General features: G+C 69.8%; 24 protein-coding genes. 5 read left to right on the forward strand and 19 right to left on the reverse strand.

Annotated elements, in window-relative coordinates:
- Nucleotides 1-56 precede the first annotated feature (56 nt).
- The 13 genes from AC4OXY_RS19815 to AC4OXY_RS19875 form a co-directional block, all read right to left on the reverse strand.
- On the reverse strand, nt 57-1,223 hold the full coding sequence (locus AC4OXY_RS19815; protein ID WP_491994321.1) for a tyrosine-type recombinase/integrase: 1,167 nt from the start codon (nt 1,221-1,223) through the stop codon (nt 57-59).
- Nucleotides 1,223-1,438, reverse strand: a complete 216-nt coding sequence (locus tag AC4OXY_RS19820) for an excisionase family DNA-binding protein (protein ID WP_491994322.1) — start codon at nt 1,436-1,438, stop codon at nt 1,223-1,225. Before AC4OXY_RS19820 ends, AC4OXY_RS19815 begins: the two co-directional genes overlap by 1 nt.
- A complete protein-coding gene (repSA, locus tag AC4OXY_RS19825) occupies nt 1,438-2,856 on the reverse strand; it encodes a replication initiator protein RepSA (RefSeq protein ID WP_491994323.1) in 1,419 nt (472 codons plus the stop codon). The genes AC4OXY_RS19820 and repSA overlap by 1 nt, the downstream gene beginning before the upstream one ends.
- Nucleotides 2,857-2,860: 4 nt before the next feature.
- Nucleotides 2,861-3,049 carry a hypothetical protein gene (locus tag AC4OXY_RS19830; RefSeq protein ID WP_491994324.1) on the reverse strand — a complete coding sequence of 63 codons (189 nt, stop codon included), beginning with the start codon at nt 3,047-3,049 and terminating at the stop codon, nt 2,861-2,863.
- Nucleotides 3,050-3,054: 5 nt separating this feature from the next.
- Nucleotides 3,055-3,237 (reverse strand): hypothetical protein, encoded by a 183-nt coding sequence (locus AC4OXY_RS19835; RefSeq protein ID WP_491994325.1) that lies wholly within the window; start codon nt 3,235-3,237, stop codon nt 3,055-3,057.
- Between the two features lie 93 nt (nt 3,238-3,330).
- Nucleotides 3,331-3,567, reverse strand: coding sequence for a hypothetical protein (locus AC4OXY_RS19840; protein WP_491994326.1), 237 nt, complete (start codon nt 3,565-3,567; stop codon nt 3,331-3,333).
- A gap of 1 nt (nt 3,568) precedes the next feature.
- A complete protein-coding gene (locus AC4OXY_RS19845; RefSeq protein ID WP_491994327.1) occupies nt 3,569-3,886 on the reverse strand; it encodes a SpdD protein in 318 nt (105 codons plus the stop codon).
- A gap of 19 nt (nt 3,887-3,905) precedes the next feature.
- Nucleotides 3,906-4,091: a mobile element transfer protein gene (locus AC4OXY_RS19850; protein ID WP_491994328.1), complete on the reverse strand. Its 186-nt coding sequence runs from the start codon at nt 4,089-4,091 to the stop codon at nt 3,906-3,908.
- 19 nt (nt 4,092-4,110) lie between these two features.
- Complete coding sequence (locus AC4OXY_RS19855) at nt 4,111-4,743, reverse strand: DUF2637 domain-containing protein (RefSeq protein ID WP_491994329.1); 633 nt, start codon at nt 4,741-4,743, stop codon at nt 4,111-4,113.
- Between the two features lie 73 nt (nt 4,744-4,816).
- The gene (locus AC4OXY_RS19860) at nt 4,817-4,984 is read right to left on the reverse strand and encodes a hypothetical protein (RefSeq protein WP_491994330.1); all 168 of its coding nucleotides are present in this window, start codon (nt 4,982-4,984) and stop codon (nt 4,817-4,819) included.
- A 5-nt stretch (nt 4,985-4,989) separates the two neighbouring features.
- Nucleotides 4,990-5,175, reverse strand: a complete 186-nt coding sequence (locus AC4OXY_RS19865) for a hypothetical protein (protein WP_491994331.1) — start codon at nt 5,173-5,175, stop codon at nt 4,990-4,992.
- Between the two features lie 89 nt (nt 5,176-5,264).
- Nucleotides 5,265-6,602 (reverse strand): FtsK/SpoIIIE domain-containing protein, encoded by a 1,338-nt coding sequence (locus AC4OXY_RS19870; protein ID WP_491994332.1) that lies wholly within the window; start codon nt 6,600-6,602, stop codon nt 5,265-5,267.
- 2 nt (nt 6,603-6,604) lie between these two features.
- Entirely contained in the window at nt 6,605-6,934 is a 330-nt protein-coding gene (locus tag AC4OXY_RS19875) for an SCO3933 family regulatory protein (RefSeq protein ID WP_491994333.1), read from the reverse strand.
- Nucleotides 6,935-7,123: 189 nt separating this feature from the next.
- Here AC4OXY_RS19875 and AC4OXY_RS19880 point away from each other — a divergent pair, with 189 nt between their 5' ends.
- Both AC4OXY_RS19880 and AC4OXY_RS19885 read left to right on the forward strand, forming a co-directional pair.
- Nucleotides 7,124-7,882 carry a GntR family transcriptional regulator gene (locus AC4OXY_RS19880; RefSeq protein WP_491994334.1) on the forward strand — a complete coding sequence of 253 codons (759 nt, stop codon included), beginning with the start codon at nt 7,124-7,126 and terminating at the stop codon, nt 7,880-7,882.
- Between the two features lie 463 nt (nt 7,883-8,345).
- Nucleotides 8,346-8,795, forward strand: coding sequence for a hypothetical protein (locus AC4OXY_RS19885; RefSeq protein ID WP_491994335.1), 450 nt, complete (start codon nt 8,346-8,348; stop codon nt 8,793-8,795).
- Between the two features lie 232 nt (nt 8,796-9,027).
- Here the strand turns inward: AC4OXY_RS19885 and AC4OXY_RS19890 are convergent, their stop codons facing one another.
- Nucleotides 9,028-9,225 carry a hypothetical protein gene (locus AC4OXY_RS19890; protein WP_491994336.1) on the reverse strand — a complete coding sequence of 66 codons (198 nt, stop codon included), beginning with the start codon at nt 9,223-9,225 and terminating at the stop codon, nt 9,028-9,030.
- Nucleotides 9,226-9,630: 405 nt separating this feature from the next.
- Between AC4OXY_RS19890 and AC4OXY_RS19895 the strand changes: the two genes are divergently transcribed.
- Nucleotides 9,631-9,963, forward strand: coding sequence for a DUF6083 domain-containing protein (locus AC4OXY_RS19895; RefSeq protein ID WP_491994337.1), 333 nt, complete (start codon nt 9,631-9,633; stop codon nt 9,961-9,963).
- Between the two features lie 260 nt (nt 9,964-10,223).
- Here the strand turns inward: AC4OXY_RS19895 and AC4OXY_RS19900 are convergent, their stop codons facing one another.
- Nucleotides 10,224-10,418 (reverse strand): hypothetical protein, encoded by a 195-nt coding sequence (locus AC4OXY_RS19900; protein ID WP_356022800.1) that lies wholly within the window; start codon nt 10,416-10,418, stop codon nt 10,224-10,226.
- Between the two features lie 431 nt (nt 10,419-10,849).
- On the opposite strand from AC4OXY_RS19900, the gene AC4OXY_RS19905 reads away from it, so the two are divergent.
- Nucleotides 10,850-12,043, forward strand: coding sequence for an acyltransferase family protein (locus AC4OXY_RS19905; RefSeq protein WP_376285547.1), 1,194 nt, complete (start codon nt 10,850-10,852; stop codon nt 12,041-12,043).
- A gap of 51 nt (nt 12,044-12,094) precedes the next feature.
- Here the strand turns inward: AC4OXY_RS19905 and AC4OXY_RS19910 are convergent, their stop codons facing one another.
- Nucleotides 12,095-12,610: an HD domain-containing protein gene (locus AC4OXY_RS19910; RefSeq protein ID WP_491994338.1), complete on the reverse strand. Its 516-nt coding sequence runs from the start codon at nt 12,608-12,610 to the stop codon at nt 12,095-12,097.
- 101 nt (nt 12,611-12,711) lie between these two features.
- Nucleotides 12,712-13,896 (reverse strand): SpoIIE family protein phosphatase, encoded by a 1,185-nt coding sequence (locus AC4OXY_RS19915; RefSeq protein ID WP_356022807.1) that lies wholly within the window; start codon nt 13,894-13,896, stop codon nt 12,712-12,714.
- A 197-nt stretch (nt 13,897-14,093) separates the two neighbouring features.
- On the opposite strand from AC4OXY_RS19915, the gene AC4OXY_RS19920 reads away from it, so the two are divergent.
- Nucleotides 14,094-15,341, forward strand: a complete 1,248-nt coding sequence (locus AC4OXY_RS19920; protein ID WP_491994339.1) for a GNAT family N-acetyltransferase — start codon at nt 14,094-14,096, stop codon at nt 15,339-15,341.
- A gap of 14 nt (nt 15,342-15,355) precedes the next feature.
- Here the strand turns inward: AC4OXY_RS19920 and AC4OXY_RS19925 are convergent, their stop codons facing one another.
- Together AC4OXY_RS19925 and AC4OXY_RS19930 are read right to left on the reverse strand one after the other, a co-directional pair.
- Entirely contained in the window at nt 15,356-16,165 is an 810-nt protein-coding gene (locus AC4OXY_RS19925) for an Fpg/Nei family DNA glycosylase (RefSeq protein WP_491994340.1), read from the reverse strand.
- A 56-nt stretch (nt 16,166-16,221) separates the two neighbouring features.
- Nucleotides 16,222-16,707: a ribose-5-phosphate isomerase gene (locus tag AC4OXY_RS19930; RefSeq protein WP_376285556.1), complete on the reverse strand. Its 486-nt coding sequence runs from the start codon at nt 16,705-16,707 to the stop codon at nt 16,222-16,224.
- Nucleotides 16,708-16,881 lie beyond the last annotated feature (174 nt).

Genomic DNA, 16,881 nt, shown 5'->3' on the forward strand with positions numbered 1-16,881 from the left:
CCCAGGTGAGAGGGTAAATTTACCCCCTCCCTGGGCCTGAGTCATTCAAGGCCAGATCAGGCGTCCGTGCCCCCCGCGTGCCCCTTGGGCTTTCGATCTTGCTTCTTCGCCTTTCGAGTCTTCCTCAGCCCCTTGTCGACGAGCCCGCTCACGGCGTCGGCGATCAGCCGATCGCGTTCCGCACTGGCGTGCTGATAGATCAGCGCGGCGCGAGCGGTGCTGTGGCCCATGCGTGCCATCAATTCACGTGTGCTGGCTCCGGTCGAAGCGGCGAGCGTGTTGCCGGTGTGCCGGAGATCATGGAAGTGCAGACCCTTGATCCCTGCGTCTCCGCACGCCTTGCGCCACAGCCGGTTGAAGTGGTTCCGGCGGGGAGTCGCCCCCTTGGCACCGACGAAGACGCGACCGTCCACACCAGGTTCTGCGTACCGCTTCAGGTGATCGCGGATGTCCGGGATGATCGCGGCCGGGATGGACACCGTGCGCTTACCCGCAGCACTCTTGGGTGCCTTGATCTCGCGTTGCCCGTTGTTCAGCTCGGCGACGGCTCGACGGACGCGTACGGCGCCGTGGTCAAGGTCGACGTCCCGGCGGTGCAGGCCGATCAGTTCGCCCCAGCGAAGGCCCAGGAACCCCGCCATGAGCACAAGCGCCCGATAGCGAGGCTGAACCGCGTCGGCCACGTTGTAGACCTCCTGCACGGTGGCGGTCGGCCGCTCCGGGGTGTGCACAGTACTGGCCCCCTTGATCGTGCACGGGTTGCGTCTGATCATCTGATCAGCGACAGCCGTGCCAAGGATCGCGCGAAGCAGGGCGTACGCCTTTGCAACGGTCGTAGGACCGGTGCCCGACGCCAGTTTGTCAGCGCGCCAACGACGCACAAGCGGAGGCGAGATCTCGGCGACGTTGACCGTGCCGAAGGCGGGTTCGAGGTGATGACGCAGGAGCGAGCCGTACAACTGCCGTGTGGTGGTGGTCAGTTCCCGTTCCTTGATCCAGGCAGCGGCATACGAGCCAAAGGGCACCTTCCCGGCGTCCGGGTCGTGCCAGTCGCCGCGCCGCATCTCGGTCTGCTTGTCGGCAAGCCAGTCGTCCGCATCCTTCTTCGTCCGGAACGTCTCTGGGGCGGGTCGCAGCAGCCCGTCAGGGCCGACGTAGCGAGCCTGATAGCGGCCTGACGGGAGCTTGCGGACACGGCCGAACTGTCGGCGCTTGCCAGCCATCAGGCAGCCCTCCCCAGGTCGGACCGACGAGGACGCACCGTGTTGGCTTCGATGAACGCCTCTACGACGCTCTCCCTGATGCGGACGTACCGGCCGACCTTGACGTAGGCGATCCGACGTTCTTCGATCAGACGGCGCGGGAAGCGCTCCCCGCTCTCTTCCCAGGTCCCGAGCCGTATCGCGACCTGCTTGACGTCCAAGAGCTGATCAGCCATCACCACTCCCCCTCCGTCTCGTGTTCATGCAGGTCCGCCCGGATTTCGCGGGCGATCTCGCGGTTGTGCTGGATGTCGCGGCGGATGTTGGCGGCGAGCCAGGTTTCGCCGGGGGTGTGGCCGTGGCCGGCATAGGTCCAGTGGGCGAGGGTGAGCGTGGTTGCCTCCGTGTCGTCGGGGTCGGGCAAGCCGAGGGCTTCGCGTTGCTGGGCGGCTCGGTAGTCGGCGCGGGTCTGGCGGAGGGCACTCAGGGTGGTGGAGTACCGGCGGGACTTGGTGGAGAAGTGGCCGCGGAAGCCGAGCATGTGAGCCCAGTCCCGAAGCTTGCGTTCTGGGTAGAGCGCGTGCAGGTCGAGGCAGGCCTCGATGAGCCGCCGGGGGTGGTCGGGGATGCCGAGCAGGGTCAGGGCTTCCTTGTTGCCGACGCGGCGGTCCACGGTGCCGGTGGTCTCTGCCGCTTTGGTGGCGTACTTGGCGAGGTAGGAAGCAACGGCCTGTTCGGTGATCTCTTCGCCCTTGCCGAAGGCCCGGATCGGGCGCACGTCGAGCTGCTTACCCCACGTGAGGCTGCGGGCAGGCTGGTCCCCGGCGGGCTCGATGCCCACCGTTAAGTGCTCCGGGTCTGCGACGGCGCGGATGGCGTCGGTGAGCAGGTCGAGGGTGGCCCAGGCCGGGGGTGGGCTGTCGGGTCCGTCGGGTCCGTCGGGGCCGTCGGGGCCGTCGAAGCGGATCACGGCATGGAAGTGGACGGCGCCGCGCTTCTGGTATTCGGCGACCTTTCCGAAGGAAACGCGGGCCTGTGCATGGGCTTCCTTCTGGGTGAGTCCGGCGCGGCGGGCGATCTCGCGGCGCAGGTAGATCGTGAAGTAGCGCCACAGGTCGGAGGCGTGGTTGTTCCACAGCACGGCGCCCGCGTAGTCGTAGGTGTCGGGATTGAGCGGGGTGCCGAGTTCGGGCGCGTCCTCGCTGTGGCGGGTGCCGCAGCGGCAGGGCCGGTTGTCGTGCCGGTTGTGGACCGGGCCGAACGAGGGGGCGGTGAGGGTGGCGAAGACGCGGGGGTGATCCCTGATCGTTTCGGGGGTGCCCTTGGCAGGGTCGCCGACGAGGCCAGCGCGGATGAGGTGGTAGGTGTCTCCGGCGTAGGTCCAGGCGCAGGCGGGGCAGCGGGAGGCGCGGCGGTTGCCGCAGGCGAGGCGGAGCCGTCCGCCGGGTTCGGTGTCGGTGGAGTAGTGGTGCAGTACCTGCCCGGTGACTGTGTCGCGGGTGACGGTGGAGCCTTGCAGGTGGATGGGGTCGGAGCAGCCACCGGTGCGGCGGATCTGGTCTTGGATGCGGTCGTAGTCCGGAGACCCGGCCAGCCTCAGCACGTCGGCGAGGGTGGCCGGGTCCAGGCCCGCCATGGTGGCGGCGGTGGTCACGCGGTTAGTTCCTTCCGTGTGCGGGGCCGTGGTTGTCGTTCCAGCCCTCGACCAAGGCGCGGACCTGGAGGTCACCGGTGGCGGTGGCGCTGGCGCCGCAGTGGCAGACGGCCGAGGCGTGGGCAGGGGTGGACGGGGACGGCTTGCTGACGTGCAGGCCGGGGCGGTCCGGGGTCGGGGTGAGGTCAGACACGACCGTCACCTCCCGGTCCGGGTCAGGGCAGGGGCGGGAACGGTGTGGCCGGTGCCCTTGCAGGCCTGGCAGGTGACGGTGAGGGTGGCGCGGGAGCCATCGGTGGTGCGGGTGCCGGTGGTGATCGCGGCGGCGGCGAAGCCGTCGCAGTCGCGGCAGGCGGGCGTGTTCAGGGCGCGCTGAGGCATGATGAGGCTTCCCTTTCGGGTCCGTTGGATCAGGAATGGGTGCAGGCGTCCGGGGCGGCGGATCTTTGGCGAGAGAGCCGCCCCGGGGGCCGTTCAGCGGCGGCGGTTGCGGCCACGCGGGATGGGCGGGATGGAGTCGTAGGACTCCTGGCCGGAGCGGAAGTCGCTCAGGTCGGTCACGTCCTTGTCGTTGCCGACCTGCCGCATGATCCGGTTCATGGCCTTGGTGTCCCGGTGGCGGCGGGCGATGGCGTACTCGCGGCCGAGTTCCACCATCTCCTCATTGCGGGCGGGTTCCGGTGTGCTGCTCCTGCGGCTGAACAAGCCCATGTCAGTGACCCTTCTGGTTGTTGACGAGCGAGCGGAGGACGACAGCGGTCACGGCGACCGACATGCCGGTGATGGCGACCGCCAGCAGGAGCGAGACCAGGACCGCGCCGACGACGAGGACCACGGCGGTACCGCCGCCGACGAGGGCGAGCGCGGTGCCGGGGGTGAGCTGGATGGTCGGCCGGTTCGAGACCGGGGCCGCCGAGGCGACCGGGGCCGGGGCCTGCGCGGCGGGCGCCTGTACAGCGGTCTCGTGCTGGACGGGCGCCGGGGGCGGGGCCGGGGCGGTGTCCGGGGTCGGGTACTTCGGGGTGAACACGAGCGGGTCTCCTTCCGGATCAGGCGGTGCAGTGGTGGGTGCGGGCGGAGAGTTCGGCGGCCGAGCGGTCGCCGTGGTCGGTGGAGAAGCCGCACTTCGGGGCGGTGCAGGCGGCGGTGTGCCGGATCTGGCCGCGCCCGTTGTTGTATGAGCCGACCTGAACGGGCCCGATGCGGATCACGTCGTAGAAGCGGTTCGGGCGCACGGTTGAACCTCCTTGGTTGTCAGGCGAGTTGGGCGGCGATGACCCCGGCGAGGTCGTCAGGGACGCCGAGCCGGGCGCGCAGGGTGGCGGTGTCGATGTCCGTGCCGGTGCGGGTGCGGTGGTCGGCGGCGACCTTGCGGGCGTGGTCGACCAGCGCGGGAGGAACGGCCGGGGTCGTTTCCGGCAGAGCCGGAGCGGGCTCCGCGGCGGTGATCTGCTCCGGCTCCGGTTCCGGGTCGGGTGCGGGGGCTGTGGGTGCCGGCCGAACCGGCGCCGGGTTGTCGGCGGGGTCGGGTGAGGGCGAGTGGGCGAGCAGGGTGCCGCCGAGGAAGGCGAGTGCGGGCCATCCGGCGATGCCGAGGCGGAGCAGGGCGGGCGGGTCGGCCAAGTCGAGGAACCCGGCGGTGGCGACGTTGGCGCCGAGCGAGGCGACCAGGGCCACGAGGAACCAGCACCAGGCCAGCCGGGAGCGCTGTACCCGCAACCTGCGCCAGGCGGCGACGAGGAGCAGGTCGACCGAGACGGGGTAGGCCCAGGCCTTCCAGCCGGACTGTCCGGCCGCGGCGGCAAGGTCGTGCAGATGGGCGAAGGACAGGGCCCCGGCAATCACGGCCTGAACCAGGACAGCGTCCGGGCGGATCGAGCGGACCATGGTCTTCACCTCCTTCAGGGAGTTGGGCCAGGGCGGGCGGTCTGCGGTACGGCCGCCCGGTCCCGGCAGGGCGCTAGTCGGCGGGAGCGTCGCCGGAGCCGAGGCAGTTCAGGCACAGGCCCGTCTGAGCACCGACCGCGCGACGCTTGCGGCCGACCCGGACGGTGCGGGAGACCTCTCCGGTGCCCTTGCAGACCGGGCAGTCCTTGACCGGCGGCGCGGGGGTCTTGGGCGCGGCCATGAGGATCAGTCCTCCTGCCAGCTCTGCCGCAGGCATTCCATGCGGTCGACGGTGCGCTGATGGGCGGCCAGTTCCTCAAGCACAGGGTTGTTGTCGTAGTCACCGACCCAGCGGTCCCGCCGCGCCTGCCTGGCCTCGCACCTCTCGTCCTCGTCGGTCACCTCGCGCCGGTTGTTCCTGTTCTTGGGCATGTGCTTCTCCTGGGATTGGCCCGTTTCGGGCAAGACGGGGGTAGGGACCTGGCGCGAAGGCGGTCACGCCGACCGTGGAGAAGGGGTGATCAGGGAGCGGCCGGGATGGACTCAGCGGCCGGGGCATCCTTCGGCGTCGGGAGGCCGAGGACGGGCCGGAACGGTGCCAGGAACGGCAACTCCGGCGTCAGGTGGGCGAACTCGCGGCAGACAGCCGCGGCCTGTTCGGGGGTGGTTTCCGGGGTGCGGATGCGGGACCAGCCGCCGGAGGTGTCACCGGCCACCGCGATACCGGGGCGGTCCGGCTGGATCACGGTCACGGCAGAGACCGCGTCCGGGGCGATGTCACCCAGGCCCATCTCGGCGGTCTGCTTGTCGTTGACCCGGTGCACCACCCGCCCGGTGAGCTGAGCCCGCAGAGCCGTCGCGCCCTTGCCGAGGTCGGAGCCGAAACGCTGGCCGCACACCTCCAGGTAGATCCCGACCGCACGGGACATCTGAGCCAGCCGGACCAGTTGCATGACCGTGCGATCCCGGGCCGCCTCATCCTTCTTCGAGGTCACCCAGAACAGCTCAGCCACCTCATCGACCAGGACGACGAGCGGGACCGGGCGGACCTTGTCCGGCAGCGCCCACATGTCGGACACACCGTGCAGGGCCAGCAGGTCGAAGCGGTCTTCCATCTCCCCGACCAGCGCGTCGATCAGGTACCCGGCACTCTGCGGATCGGTGGCCAGAGCCGACAGCCGCGGCGTATAGGCGCTGTGCTCCACCCCGCGCTTGCAGTCGATCCCGACCAGAGCGACCGGCAGTTGCGCCAGACCCTTGACCAGGTTGCGCTGATACACCGACTTGCCGGACTGGTTCGCCCCGAGCGTCAGCGCATGCGGCACCTTGCGGTAGTCCCGCTCGAAGACCGTGCCGTCCTCCCGCAGCGCGACCGGGACGACCAGGTCGTGAGGGCGGGCCTTGCGTGGCAGCCGGACCCGCCGAAGCACGTCGTACCCGGTCATCCGCAGTTCGACGTACCCCGGCTTGGTCTCCGCCACGGTCACCGACTGCACCCCGAAGGCGTGCCGGAGCCGCTGTGAGGCGGCAGCCAGGTCGGCCGGTTCCAGGCCCGCCGGAAGCCGCAGCGTGATCCGCAGACCGGTCATGGTCGGCCGGACCCGGCGGACCTTCGGCGGCACCGGCCGCACCTCCCGACGGGCCACGTTCCGGGTCATGAACGCCCGCAGGCGAGACGGCTGCACCGTCAGCCCGCACACCTCCATCGTGGAGTTGTAGTTCCAGGTGAACCGGCCCCACATCACCGGCAGACCAACCAGCGACCAGTACACGCGCGGGGCGCGGACCTTGGCGTACCCGAGGCCACCGACACCGGCCGCGGCACTCCCGAGCTCGAACCAGGCGGTCACGTCGGTCATGATCAGGCCGCCGAGGTGATCGCGACCGCGCGGAACGAGATCCCGTGCCGCTTCTGACCGTTGAACTCGTTCTCCCAGTCGCGAGCCTTCAGGCCCACGACCCGCACCGGCATACCCGGCGCCAGACCCTCGGGAAGGCCCGTCTCCGGCACGGTCACCTGGTAGAGGTTCCCCTCCCCCTCGTCCGAGACCAGCAGACCCACGGTCGACAGGTCCGCGTTGGTCTCCCGGTCCACGGCCCGCTCACCGGTCTTCTTGTTGACCATCTTCGGCTCCGGGGCAGTCGCCACGAACACCACAGCGGTCGAAAGATCGATCTTGAAAGACGGCATGAGCGCATCCCTCGTTCTGGGAGGCCGCCTCTCGCGACCTCTCTAGACATCTCCAGGAAAGCACATGTCTAGAGACGTAGCAAAGAGAGATGTCTAGAGATGTTGCTTGCGAAGGATTGCGGATACACGCACTGAGCGGGCGCCCCACCCATGGCCTAGGCTGTCTAGAGAAGAGAGGAGGGCTCCGGAATGGCCAACACCGACGACGACCGTCGGCCCAAGTACCAGCGGATCGCGGACTCCCTACGTGAGGCGATCCAGTCGGGCGAGTACGGTCCCGGTGATCGGCTTCCGGGAGAGAACGACCTGATGGCCGAGCATGGCGTAGCCCGCATGACGGCTCGCCAGGCCCTGGGCGTACTCAAGGATGAAGGGGTTGCCGAGTCCCGCAAGGGCGCAGGCGTGTTCGTTCGCGACTTCCGCCCCCTCAGGCGTCGAGGCATCCAACGGCTCGCGCAGGAACAGTGGGGTAGCGGCCGGTCGATCTGGGCCGCCGACATCGAGGACCGCTCGCTTGTGGTGGATCAGGTGACGGTGTCGGAGGAGGCTCCGCCGGAGCGAGTCAAGTTGGTTCTGGAGCTGGCCGACGAGGACAGCGTGTGCGTGAGGCGTCGACGGTTCGTCCTGGACGGGAAGCCTGTTCTGCTCGCGACGAGTTACCTCCCAACATCGGTGGTCGCAGGCTCCGCGATCACCCAGGAGGACACGGGCCCTGGCGGTACCTACGCCAGGCTTGCCGAACTCGGATACAAGCCAGTGCACTTCCGCGAAGAGATCCGCTCACGCATGCCCTCGAAGGATGAAGCGGGACAGTTGAGCATCTCCGCAGGCACTCCGGTCATCCTCATCTGCCGGACCGCGTTCGCGGACGAGGGGCGCCCCGTCGAGATCAACGAGATGACGCTCGATGCCGCCTCCTACATCCTGGAGTACGACTTCGACGCGTAGGCCCGCGCGAGCTGTTACAGGTTTCTCTACCTCATCAAGCCCCGGCTGCGCTCCGCTCCGCCGGGCGCGCTTCCCGGCTCCGCTGCGGGCGACGCTCCTGCCTCCGGCCCGCTCCGCCCGCGCTGCGCCGACGCGCGCCCACATGTGGATAGGGCCGGTGGCCATGAGTCGAGCTCTGCATAGAGCAGCCACGGTCAAGGCAATGCCTCCGGCGGGGATCGGCCGGCACCGGGATGGAGGGGGCGCCGTTTCCGCCCGCGGGTCCGTTGTGGCGTGTGCGAGGGCTCCCATCCCGTCCACCGTCGACCCAGGCGAAGCCGAGCAGACGCGGCCCATGGCGTCCAGGTCGTTCGTACAGTGGCGCGCTCCACCTGGACGCCATGGACCACGCCCGCTCCACATGCGTGTGGGTCGACGGCGGACGGGATGGGAGCTGGGATAGGTAGTGGGGGGTGCGGGTTGGATGCCGGGTGTACGCGAGTATGTCGGCAGGCCCAAGGCTGACAGAAGGGTGGGACCCGTGCAGATAGCGGGAGTGGACTTGTACGTCAATCATCCGATCATGGCCTTGGGGTCCCCAGACTGGATTCGTGATGACCTGGAGTTGGGGGGCGCCCCCGCCGCGTCTTCCGATACTCACGTCATTGTCCGTGTACAAGCACAGACGGTTCTGATCAAGGTGCGGCTGTTCCAGGACTACGGCGAGGGCATTGCCTCTGATCCGTCGTTCACCACGGTCTTTGACGGGTCGCTCTACTTGGCAGACCGGCGGTTCGTGATCGGGGACGTGCTCGGAGAGAGCCGATTCGTCACGTACATCGGGGGACCGCAACGGTGGCGAGTGCGGGTGACAGTGGACGATCCGAAGGGGTACGCGCGTGCTGCTGACGTGGTTCTTTCCGCCGAGGAGTAGAGCCGCATGCGCTGTCAAGCCTGCGTGCAACGGCTGACACCAGCGGCTGACACCAACAAGCGCGAACAGCAGCGATCGGCGCCGGACCTCAGCGGACGATCGGCCCATGCGCAGGACCGGTTGACCGACATCGCCGGTCCCCTGTGATCGACCTGATAAGGATGAGGTCAGACTTCCAAACTGGCGCTCCGGGTGGATGACCGCCCAGCCATCTTCCTGCGCGATTCGCACCCTATGCGAATGATGCCCAGGCGCCCCAGAGAAGGATGAGCGCAATGGGGATGGTCACGAAGCCCACGCCGACAAACAGACATCCATAGGCGAAGGTCTTGGCGATCTTGTGGTCCTGGGAGCGGAGCGCGGCGAAGCAAGCGAAGCAAGCGATGGCGAGGCAAGGCAGGATGACGAAGAAGAGGCCAAGTGCCCGCACGCTTGCTCCCCCCGTCACAGGCTCCGCTTTACAGCAGGAACGTACAGCAACCACAGCAACCGTGGCCGTCCGCCGTCGACCCCGAACGACCGACTGACCTGCCGAGCAGACCTCAGTGACCGTCCCGCCCATAGTTCGCATCGAGCGGGCAGGCCGGTGCAGGCTCGGCACAGCCATCGAGGCTCCACCGATCCTGCTGGTACGTGATCGCCAAATGAGGCTAAATCGCGACCTACTAGGACCCGCTCGGATCCGCTCACACTCGAACACATGGGGGCGACACGGGATGGTGGCCAGTCCGTATGCCTTCGCTGCGGAGAGGCTGGCGACTCCGTACGCGAGCGCGGGCGGATCGGGCTCATGGCGAGCTACTGCGAGGGCTGTTGGAACACCCTCGCCAACGAGATGGCCGAGACCGACGGAGCCACAGCCACCCCCAGACCCGAGCCCGACCTCGATGACGTGACTTGGATCGAGCCGCCAGTTTGCCCCGAATGCGGCGCCTTGATTCGCATATACCCCACGACCTACGACCGGTGGGTCAGTCTCGCCATGGTGGAACTGCCCGCCAAAGACGTCCCAGAGGCCTTCAGGTGGCGTTTGATGCCGCTCCCGACCCGATCCCTCATCCCCGCCGATATCGTCGCCGTACGGGTCCGTGGAATCGATCCGCTACCAGGTGAACCCGTCGTGCCGGCGCACAGCATGATGTGCGTCCCCGAATGGGGCGAGCCGTAGACCGCACGGCAGCGGACAGGGAGTCCCGGCCGTGTCCCCCGCGTGCCTGATCGAGCGGCGAGCCGCGGGGAGTAGCGGGGAACACCAGAGAGCGGCCCGGTGAACCGCAGGTCAGCGAAGTGCCAGCTCAGGCCCGGTCCGCATACGCGATCTTCCAAACTAGCTACGCGGGTTCGATTCCCGTCGCCCGCTCTGTATGCCGAAGGCCCAGTCGAGAGGACGTCCTCCTCCGTCTGGGCCTTCGGTCGTCCCGGGGCCGCTCAGAACTTGATCGAGTTGATGGACTGCGCTATCGAGTCCAGGAACCGTGTGATGGAGGGGGCCATGCCGGTGGAGGCCAGGAAGAAGCCGAAAAGCATGGCAACGATGGCGGGGCCCGCCTTGATGTTGCCCCCGCGGATCAGCACCACCAGGATGACCGCCAACAGCAGCACCACAGACAGTGAAATGGCCACAACTGATCACACCCTAGGTCGGTCCGCTCTCCCGGCCCGGGGGTACGGCCCGCACCCCCGCCAGAACCATCGTGCCACCAACAGGGGCACCCTATGCGGCCTGTGACGGAACGTCGGGGATACATCAGGGGCGGGGTGCCGGATACCGGACCGGTCCGAGCGATGCGGTACACGGTAATTCGGCCACCGAGACCGGACCGACTCCCCTGGTAATTACCCTACTTCGTTTCCACCTCCACACATCTCGTGCGCAGGTAATTCGAATTGATCGCACAGAGCCGCAATATGCCCCATTTAGTGGGGATGAATCGGGACATCTAGGGTGAACCAACGATCCAAGCGCATGTAAATCAGGGGACATTCGAAGACATTAACCAGGAATGCATGGGCGGGTTTTACGAAATTCCACAGCCGAGGCTAGGGTGCCTCAGATGTTCGATGCCGCCTCGCCTCTCGGTCACTTCCGCAGGGCACTTCCTCCGTCGCGCGAGCCGGCGGACAGGGTGCCCGGTCCGCGTACCCCGGCCGGTGCGCAGGAGCGGCAGCCTCCCGCCGGGAGACCGGGCGCATCGCGCGACGCGTTCTTCGACAACGTCAAGTTCCTGGCGATCGTGCTGGTGGCCGCGGGCCACTCCTGGGCGCCGCTCAAGAGCGACAGCCGCGTCCTCGAAGGCCTGTACAACGTCGTGTACACCTTCCACATGCCGGCCTTCGTCATCATCTCCGGCTACTTCTCGCGCAGCTTCGACATGCGCCCCGACCGGCTGAAGCGCCTGGTCACCGGGATCGCCGTGCCGTACGTCGTGTTCCAGACGGCGTATCTGCTGTTCCGGCACTTCGTCGGCCACTCCCCCGAGCCGTTCGACCTCGTCTCCCCCTGGTACCTGACGTGGTTCCTGTGCGCGCTGTTCGTCTGGCGCCTGAGCAGCCCCCTGTGGAAGCTGGTGCGCCGGCCGGTGCCGGTCGCGCTCGGGATCGCCGTGGTCGGCTCGGTCTCCGTGGGCACCGGGGGCGCCCTGGACCTGGGACGCGTCCTGCAGTTCCTGCCCTTCTTCGTGCTGGGCCTGAAGCTGGAACCCGAGCACTTCGCCGCGCTGCGCCGCAGGTGGGTGCGGATCGCGTCGGTGCCGGTGGCCGCGGCGGCGCTGGCTGTCGGCTGGTGGACCGCGCCGCGCCTGGACGACAACTGGTTCTACCGCGAGAGCGCCGCGCAGAATCTGGGCGCGCCGTGGTGGACCGGCCCGCTCATGACGCTGGCGCTGTTCGCCTGTGCGCTGCTGCTGACCGCCGTCTTCTTCGCGTGGGTGCCCCGGCGCAGGACGTGGTTCACCGCTCTCGGCGCGGGCACGCTGTACGGCTATCTGCTGCACGGCTTCGTGGTGAAGACCGCCACCTACGGCGGCTGGTTCGACCACGCCTGGCTGCACGGCCCGCTCGGCGAGATCCTCGTGACGCTGCTGGCCGGCTCCGTCGTCACGCTGCTGTGCACCAGGCCGGTCCAGCGGGTCTTCCGCTTCGCGATGGAGCCGAGGATGGAGTGGGCGTTCCGGCAGGACGCGGCCGAGCTCTCCCGCGAGCGGGAGAAGAAGGAGAGGGCGGCGGCCCGGGAGTCGGTCGCCGTCTAGGAGGTCGGGGGCGGGGTCGGCGAGCGGCGACGACGCGGCTGGGGGTTCGGCTCACTCCTCGCCGAGGCCGAGGAGCGCGCGCATCGCCGCGTACTTCTCGGTCAGTCGTCCGCGGGTCGGCTCGGCCAGGACCGCGAGGCGCTCGGGGTCGGCGTTGTGGGCCAGGTCGGCCTCCTTCACCAGGCGCGCGCCCGGGGTGGCGAGGATCCGCCGGGCGTACGCCGCCGGCTCCTCCCCCGCCCGCTTGGTGAGGGCGTCCACGATGGCCTTGGTGCGCTCGGTCAGGGCGGCCGCCGCCAGCCACTCCCGGCTGAGCGCGTCGTCCTCGACGGCGTCGTGCAGCCAGGCCGCCGCGATCTGCTCCGCGTCCCCGCCGCGGACGCGCACGCCCTCGGCGACGGCGGCGAGGTGTCCGGCGTACGGCCGTCCCGCCTTGTCGGTCTGCCCCGCGTGGGCGGCCCGCGCCAGGGCCTCCACCTCGGCGAGCGTCAGCAGGGCCGCGGGTTCGGGCGAAGGCGCGGCCACCGGCTCGGGCACGGGCGACGACGCGGGCGTGGGCTGTGTCATCGCCCCAGTGTGCCCCGTCCCCGGCGCGCTTCGTCCACCCGGTGTCCCGCCCGCCCACCGGAACCCCGGCTGCTCCCCCGCCGGCGGAGGCACGCGGTGGGTCAGTGGAGCTGCGGTGGTGTCGGTGTCGATGACTGGCGGCAGATCAGGAGCAGGGCCCGGTCGTCGTTGACGTCCTTGGCCACGGCCTCGATCAGATGCCAGGCGGCGCCGTGGAAGCCGCCGGCGACGTAGCGGTCGGCCTCGCCGGTGAGGCGGTCCATGCCCTCGACGATGTCCCGGTCGGCGGTCTCCACCAGGCCGTCGGTGAAGAGCATCAGGACGTCGCCCGGGCGCAGCGAGCCCTTCACCGGGTCGAACTGTGCGCCGTCGTACACGCCGAGCAGCGGGCCCTCGGCGGCCTTCTCCTCCCAGCGGCCGCTGCCCGCGCTGAGCTGGAGGCCCGGCGGATGGCCGGCGGTGTACAGCTCGTAGTCCCCGGAGTCGAGGTCCAGGACGAGATGGATGGAGGTGGCGAAGCCCTCGTCCCAGTCCTGACGCAGGAGGTAGCCGTTCGCGGCGGGGAGGAAGGCGTGCGGGGGCAGGGAGCCGAGGAGGCCGCCGAAGGCGCCCGACAGGAGCAGGGCGCGCGAGCCCGCGTCCATGCCCTTGCCGGAGACGTCCGTGAGCACGACCTCCAGGGTGCGGCCGCCGTTCGTACGGGCCGCGACGACGAAGTCGCCGGAGAAGGACTGGCCGCCGGCCGGCCGCAGCGCCATCTCGTGGTGCCAGCCCTGCGGCAGCTTCGGCAGCTTGCTCTGTACCCGGATCCGTTCGCGCAGGTCGAACAGCATGGTGCCGCCGCGCCGCCAGGGCACGCCGACCCGGCTGCGGAACTGGGCCGTGAGCAGGCCGAAGAAGCCGCAGGCCGCGACGACGAGGACCACGCCCGGGGTGACACGGCTCGGTCCCTCCGTGTACGGGCCCAGCCGGACCGACTCCACGATCAGGGCGGTCGCCCCGGCCGCGTACAGTCCGAGCAGGCTCGCCGGGCGCAGCAGCAGGCCGCCCGCGACGATCGGCAGCACCAGCGTGGCCGGGGAGCACCACACCGAGTCGACCAGGGTCATGGCCATGAGGACCGGGATGGTCAGCAGCAGTCCGGCGAACGCGATCCAGTCGGAGCCGTCGCCGCGGAAGTAGTCCACGGCGCTTCTGCGCAGGCCGGTGCGGACCCGGTGCCACTGCATCTTCCACCGGGCCGTGAACGTCTCGGCCTTCGCGCGCCGCTCTCGTCCTGCTGCCATTAGTTCGCGACCCTATCCATCGGACCGGTTCCTTGGCACGGGAGGTCCCACTTGTCCCCCCTCCGGGGCCCCCCGACGGCTTTTCCAGGGCTCCTGGGCACAGTTGGTCCTCACAGTGAACGGCACGCGCGGCCGCCGTGCTCCGGTCCCGGGCAAATTCGCTGGCCCGGTCCGGGCCGCCTTGATAGGCATGGGTCATGGGGACAGAGCGGACAGATCACGCGACCGGGTTGACGGTGCTGCGGCCGGAGGACTTCGACCGCTGGTGGGACGGGCTGGTGCGGGCCTTCGGCGGGGTCGCCGCGGCCGAGGAGCGCGAACTGGACCGCTCCCTCACGGAGTTCGACCGCTCGCTGGCCGCCCTGGACGGGGACGAGATCGTCGGGACGGCCGGGGCGTTCAGCTTCCGGATGACCGTGCCGGGCGGTGCCGGGGTCCCGGCGGCCGGCGTGACCATGGTGAGCGTGGCGGCCACGCACCGGCGGCGCGGGGTGCTGACCTCGATGATGCGCCGGCAGCTGGACGACGTCCGTGCGCTGGGCGAGCCCCTGGCGGTGCTGTTCGCGTCCGAGCCGGCCATCTACGGCCGCTTCGGCTACGGCGCGGCTGCCCTCCAGCTGACGGCCGAGATCGACACGAGCCGGGTCTCGCTCACGCTGCCCGCCGGCACGGAGGACGTGCGGGTGCGGTACGCGGAGCCCGCCGGCGTGCTCGACGCGTGCGAGTCGGTGTACGCGGCCCTGGTGCCGGGCCGGCCCGGGATGCTGGCCCGGCAGCCGGGCTGGGAGCGGGTGGGTCTGCTGGACCCGGAGAGCGAGCGGGAGGGCGCGTCGGCGCTGCGCTGCGTGGTCGCGGAGGGGGACGGACGGGTCACCGGGTACGCCCGCTACCGCACCAAGCTCGGCTGGGGGCCGGACGGGCACGACGGCACGGTGAAGCTGGAGGACCTGGCCGCGCTGGACCCCGCGACGGACGCGGCGCTGTGGCGCTTCCTGTTCGGCATCGACCTGATGTCGACGCTGAGCCTGCACGGGCGCCCCGTGGACGACGCCTGGCAGTACCTGGTGAGCGACATCCGCCGCTGCCGCCCGCGCCTGCGGGACTCAGGTCACGTCCGCCTGGTCGACGTCGACGCTGCCCTGTCGGCCCGCACGTACCAGACCCCGGTGGACGTCGTGTTCGAGGTCGAGGACGCCTTCTGCCCCTGGAACGCGGGCCGTGTGCGGCTCACGGGCGACCCGAAGGGCGCGTCCTGCGAGCGGACCACGGACGCCGCCGATCTCGCCCTGTCCGTACGGGAGTTGGGGGCGGCCTACCTCGGCGGGGTGAGCCTGCTGTCACTCGCGCGCGCCGGGCGGGTGCAGGAGCTGCGGCCGGGGGCGCTCACGGAGGCGTCGGTGGCGTTCGGCTCACCGGTGCCGCCGTGGCTGCCGCACGGCTTCTGACGCCGCTGCCCGGTTCAGGGCTTCTGGCAGGTGGGGCACCAGAAGAGGTTGCGGGCGGCGAGGCCGGCGGTGCGGATCTCGTCGCCGCAGACGTGGCAGGCCTGGGCGGCGCGGCGGTAGACGTACACCTCGCCGCCGTGGTCGTCCACGCGCGGCGGGCGGCCCATGGCCTCGGGGGTGTGCTCGGGCCGGACGGTGTCGATGCGGTTGTTCCGCACGCCCTCGCGCATCAGCGCGACGAGATCGCCCCAGACGGCGTCCCACTGCGCCGGGGTGATGTCCCGGCCCGCCCGGTACGGGTCGATGCGGTGCCGGAAGAGGACTTCGGCGCGGTAGACGTTGCCGACGCCGGCGACGATCTTCTGGTCCATGAGCAGGGCGGCGATCGTCGTACGGCTGCGCGAGACACGGTGGTAGGCCGCGCTCGGGTCGGCGTCCTCGCGCAGCGGGTCGGGGCCGAGGCGGTCGTGTACGGCGTCCTTCTCGGCGTCGGTGATCAGCGCGCACGTGGTCGGCCCGCGCAGGTCGACGTAGGCGGTGTCGTTGACGAGCCGGAGCCGGACGGTGTCGGCCGGCGGGGGTGCGGGGGCTCTGCCGAAGCCGACCTTGCCGAAGAGGCCGAGGTGGATGTGGACCCAGTCGGTGTCCCGGAAGCGGAGGAAGAGGTGCTTGCCGTGGGCTTCGGTGGCCGTGAGCGTGGCTCTGTCCAGCAGGGCGGCGGCGTCGGAGAACTTGCCCTGGGGGCTGGTCACCCGCGGGGCGGTGCCCCGGAAACGCTCGGCGTAGTCCTGGGCCAGCCGGTGAATGGTGTGCCCTTCCGGCAAGGCTGAGCTGTCCTTTCAGGCAGGGCGGAGGGCCGGGGGCGGAGCCCCCGGGGTCCCTACTGCTGGGGGTGGTGGGCCGGGATCGGGGGCAGGTCGCCGGTCGTCTCGTAGGCCGACAGCATGTCGATGCGGCGGATGTGGCGCTCGTCGCCCGAGAACGGGGTGCCGAGGAAGGTCTCGACGAACTTCGTCGCCTCGTCCTGCGTGTGCATGCGCGCGCCCACCGCCACGACGTTGGCGTTGTTGTGCTGGCGGCCCAGCGACGCGGTCTCCTCGCTCCAGGCCAGCGCCGCCCGCACGCCCTTGACCTTGTTCGCGGCGATCTGCTCGCCGTTGCCGGAGCCGCCGATCACGATGCCGAGGGCCTCGGGGTCCGCGGCCGTACGCTCCGCCGCGCGGAGGCAGAAGGGCGGGTAGTCGTCCTGGGCGTCGTAGATGTGCGGCCCGCAGTCGACGGGCTCGTGCCCCGCCGCCTTGAGCCAGTCGACGAGGTGGTTCTTGAGTTCGTAGCCCGCATGGTCGGAGCCGAGGTACACGCGCATGCCATGAGTGTGACATGACCCATGCGGCGCAGCAGCCCCGGGTGCCGGGCCCCGGACGCGACCGCCGTTGAGTCCGAAATGTGTGAGCAAAACCATAGAACCTCAAGGGAACCTCAAGTAACGATCCCGTTTCGGAGGTTCCCGAATCCGTTCGCCTCCGATTCACTGGTCCGA

The sequence above is a fragment of the Streptomyces sp. HUAS MG56 genome (assembly GCF_058673395.1).

Coding starts and splice junctions, on each gene's coding strand:
- AC4OXY_RS19915 (WP_356022807.1), bottom strand. CDS start 13,896: ATGGCAGCAGGACGAGAGCGGCGCGCGAAGGCCGAGACGTTCACGGCC.
- AC4OXY_RS19910 (WP_491994338.1), bottom strand. CDS start 12,610: ATGACACAGCCCACGCCCGCGTCGTCGCCCGTGCCCGAGCCGGTGGCC.
- AC4OXY_RS19880 (WP_491994334.1), top strand. CDS start 7,124: ATGGCCAACACCGACGACGACCGTCGGCCCAAGTACCAGCGGATCGCG.
- AC4OXY_RS19855 (WP_491994329.1), bottom strand. CDS start 4,743: ATGGTCCGCTCGATCCGCCCGGACGCTGTCCTGGTTCAGGCCGTGATT.
- AC4OXY_RS19895 (WP_491994337.1), top strand. CDS start 9,631: ATGGCCGAGACCGACGGAGCCACAGCCACCCCCAGACCCGAGCCCGAC.
- AC4OXY_RS19865 (WP_491994331.1), bottom strand. CDS start 5,175: ATGCCCAAGAACAGGAACAACCGGCGCGAGGTGACCGACGAGGACGAG.
- AC4OXY_RS19840 (WP_491994326.1), bottom strand. CDS start 3,567: ATGGGCTTGTTCAGCCGCAGGAGCAGCACACCGGAACCCGCCCGCAAT.
- AC4OXY_RS19870 (WP_491994332.1), bottom strand. CDS start 6,602: ATGACCGACGTGACCGCCTGGTTCGAGCTCGGGAGTGCCGCGGCCGGT.
- AC4OXY_RS19835 (WP_491994325.1), bottom strand. CDS start 3,237: ATGCCTCAGCGCGCCCTGAACACGCCCGCCTGCCGCGACTGCGACGGC.
- AC4OXY_RS19875 (WP_491994333.1), bottom strand. CDS start 6,934: ATGCCGTCTTTCAAGATCGATCTTTCGACCGCTGTGGTGTTCGTGGCG.
- AC4OXY_RS19860 (WP_491994330.1), bottom strand. CDS start 4,984: ATGGCCGCGCCCAAGACCCCCGCGCCGCCGGTCAAGGACTGCCCGGTC.
- AC4OXY_RS19815 (WP_491994321.1), bottom strand. CDS start 1,223: ATGGCTGGCAAGCGCCGACAGTTCGGCCGTGTCCGCAAGCTCCCGTCA.
- AC4OXY_RS19820 (WP_491994322.1), bottom strand. CDS start 1,438: ATGGCTGATCAGCTCTTGGACGTCAAGCAGGTCGCGATACGGCTCGGG.
- AC4OXY_RS19885 (WP_491994335.1), top strand. CDS start 8,346: ATGCCGGGTGTACGCGAGTATGTCGGCAGGCCCAAGGCTGACAGAAGG.
- AC4OXY_RS19905 (WP_376285547.1), top strand. CDS start 10,850: ATGTTCGATGCCGCCTCGCCTCTCGGTCACTTCCGCAGGGCACTTCCT.
- AC4OXY_RS19930 (WP_376285556.1), bottom strand. CDS start 16,707: ATGCGCGTGTACCTCGGCTCCGACCATGCGGGCTACGAACTCAAGAAC.
- AC4OXY_RS19920 (WP_491994339.1), top strand. CDS start 14,094: ATGGGGACAGAGCGGACAGATCACGCGACCGGGTTGACGGTGCTGCGG.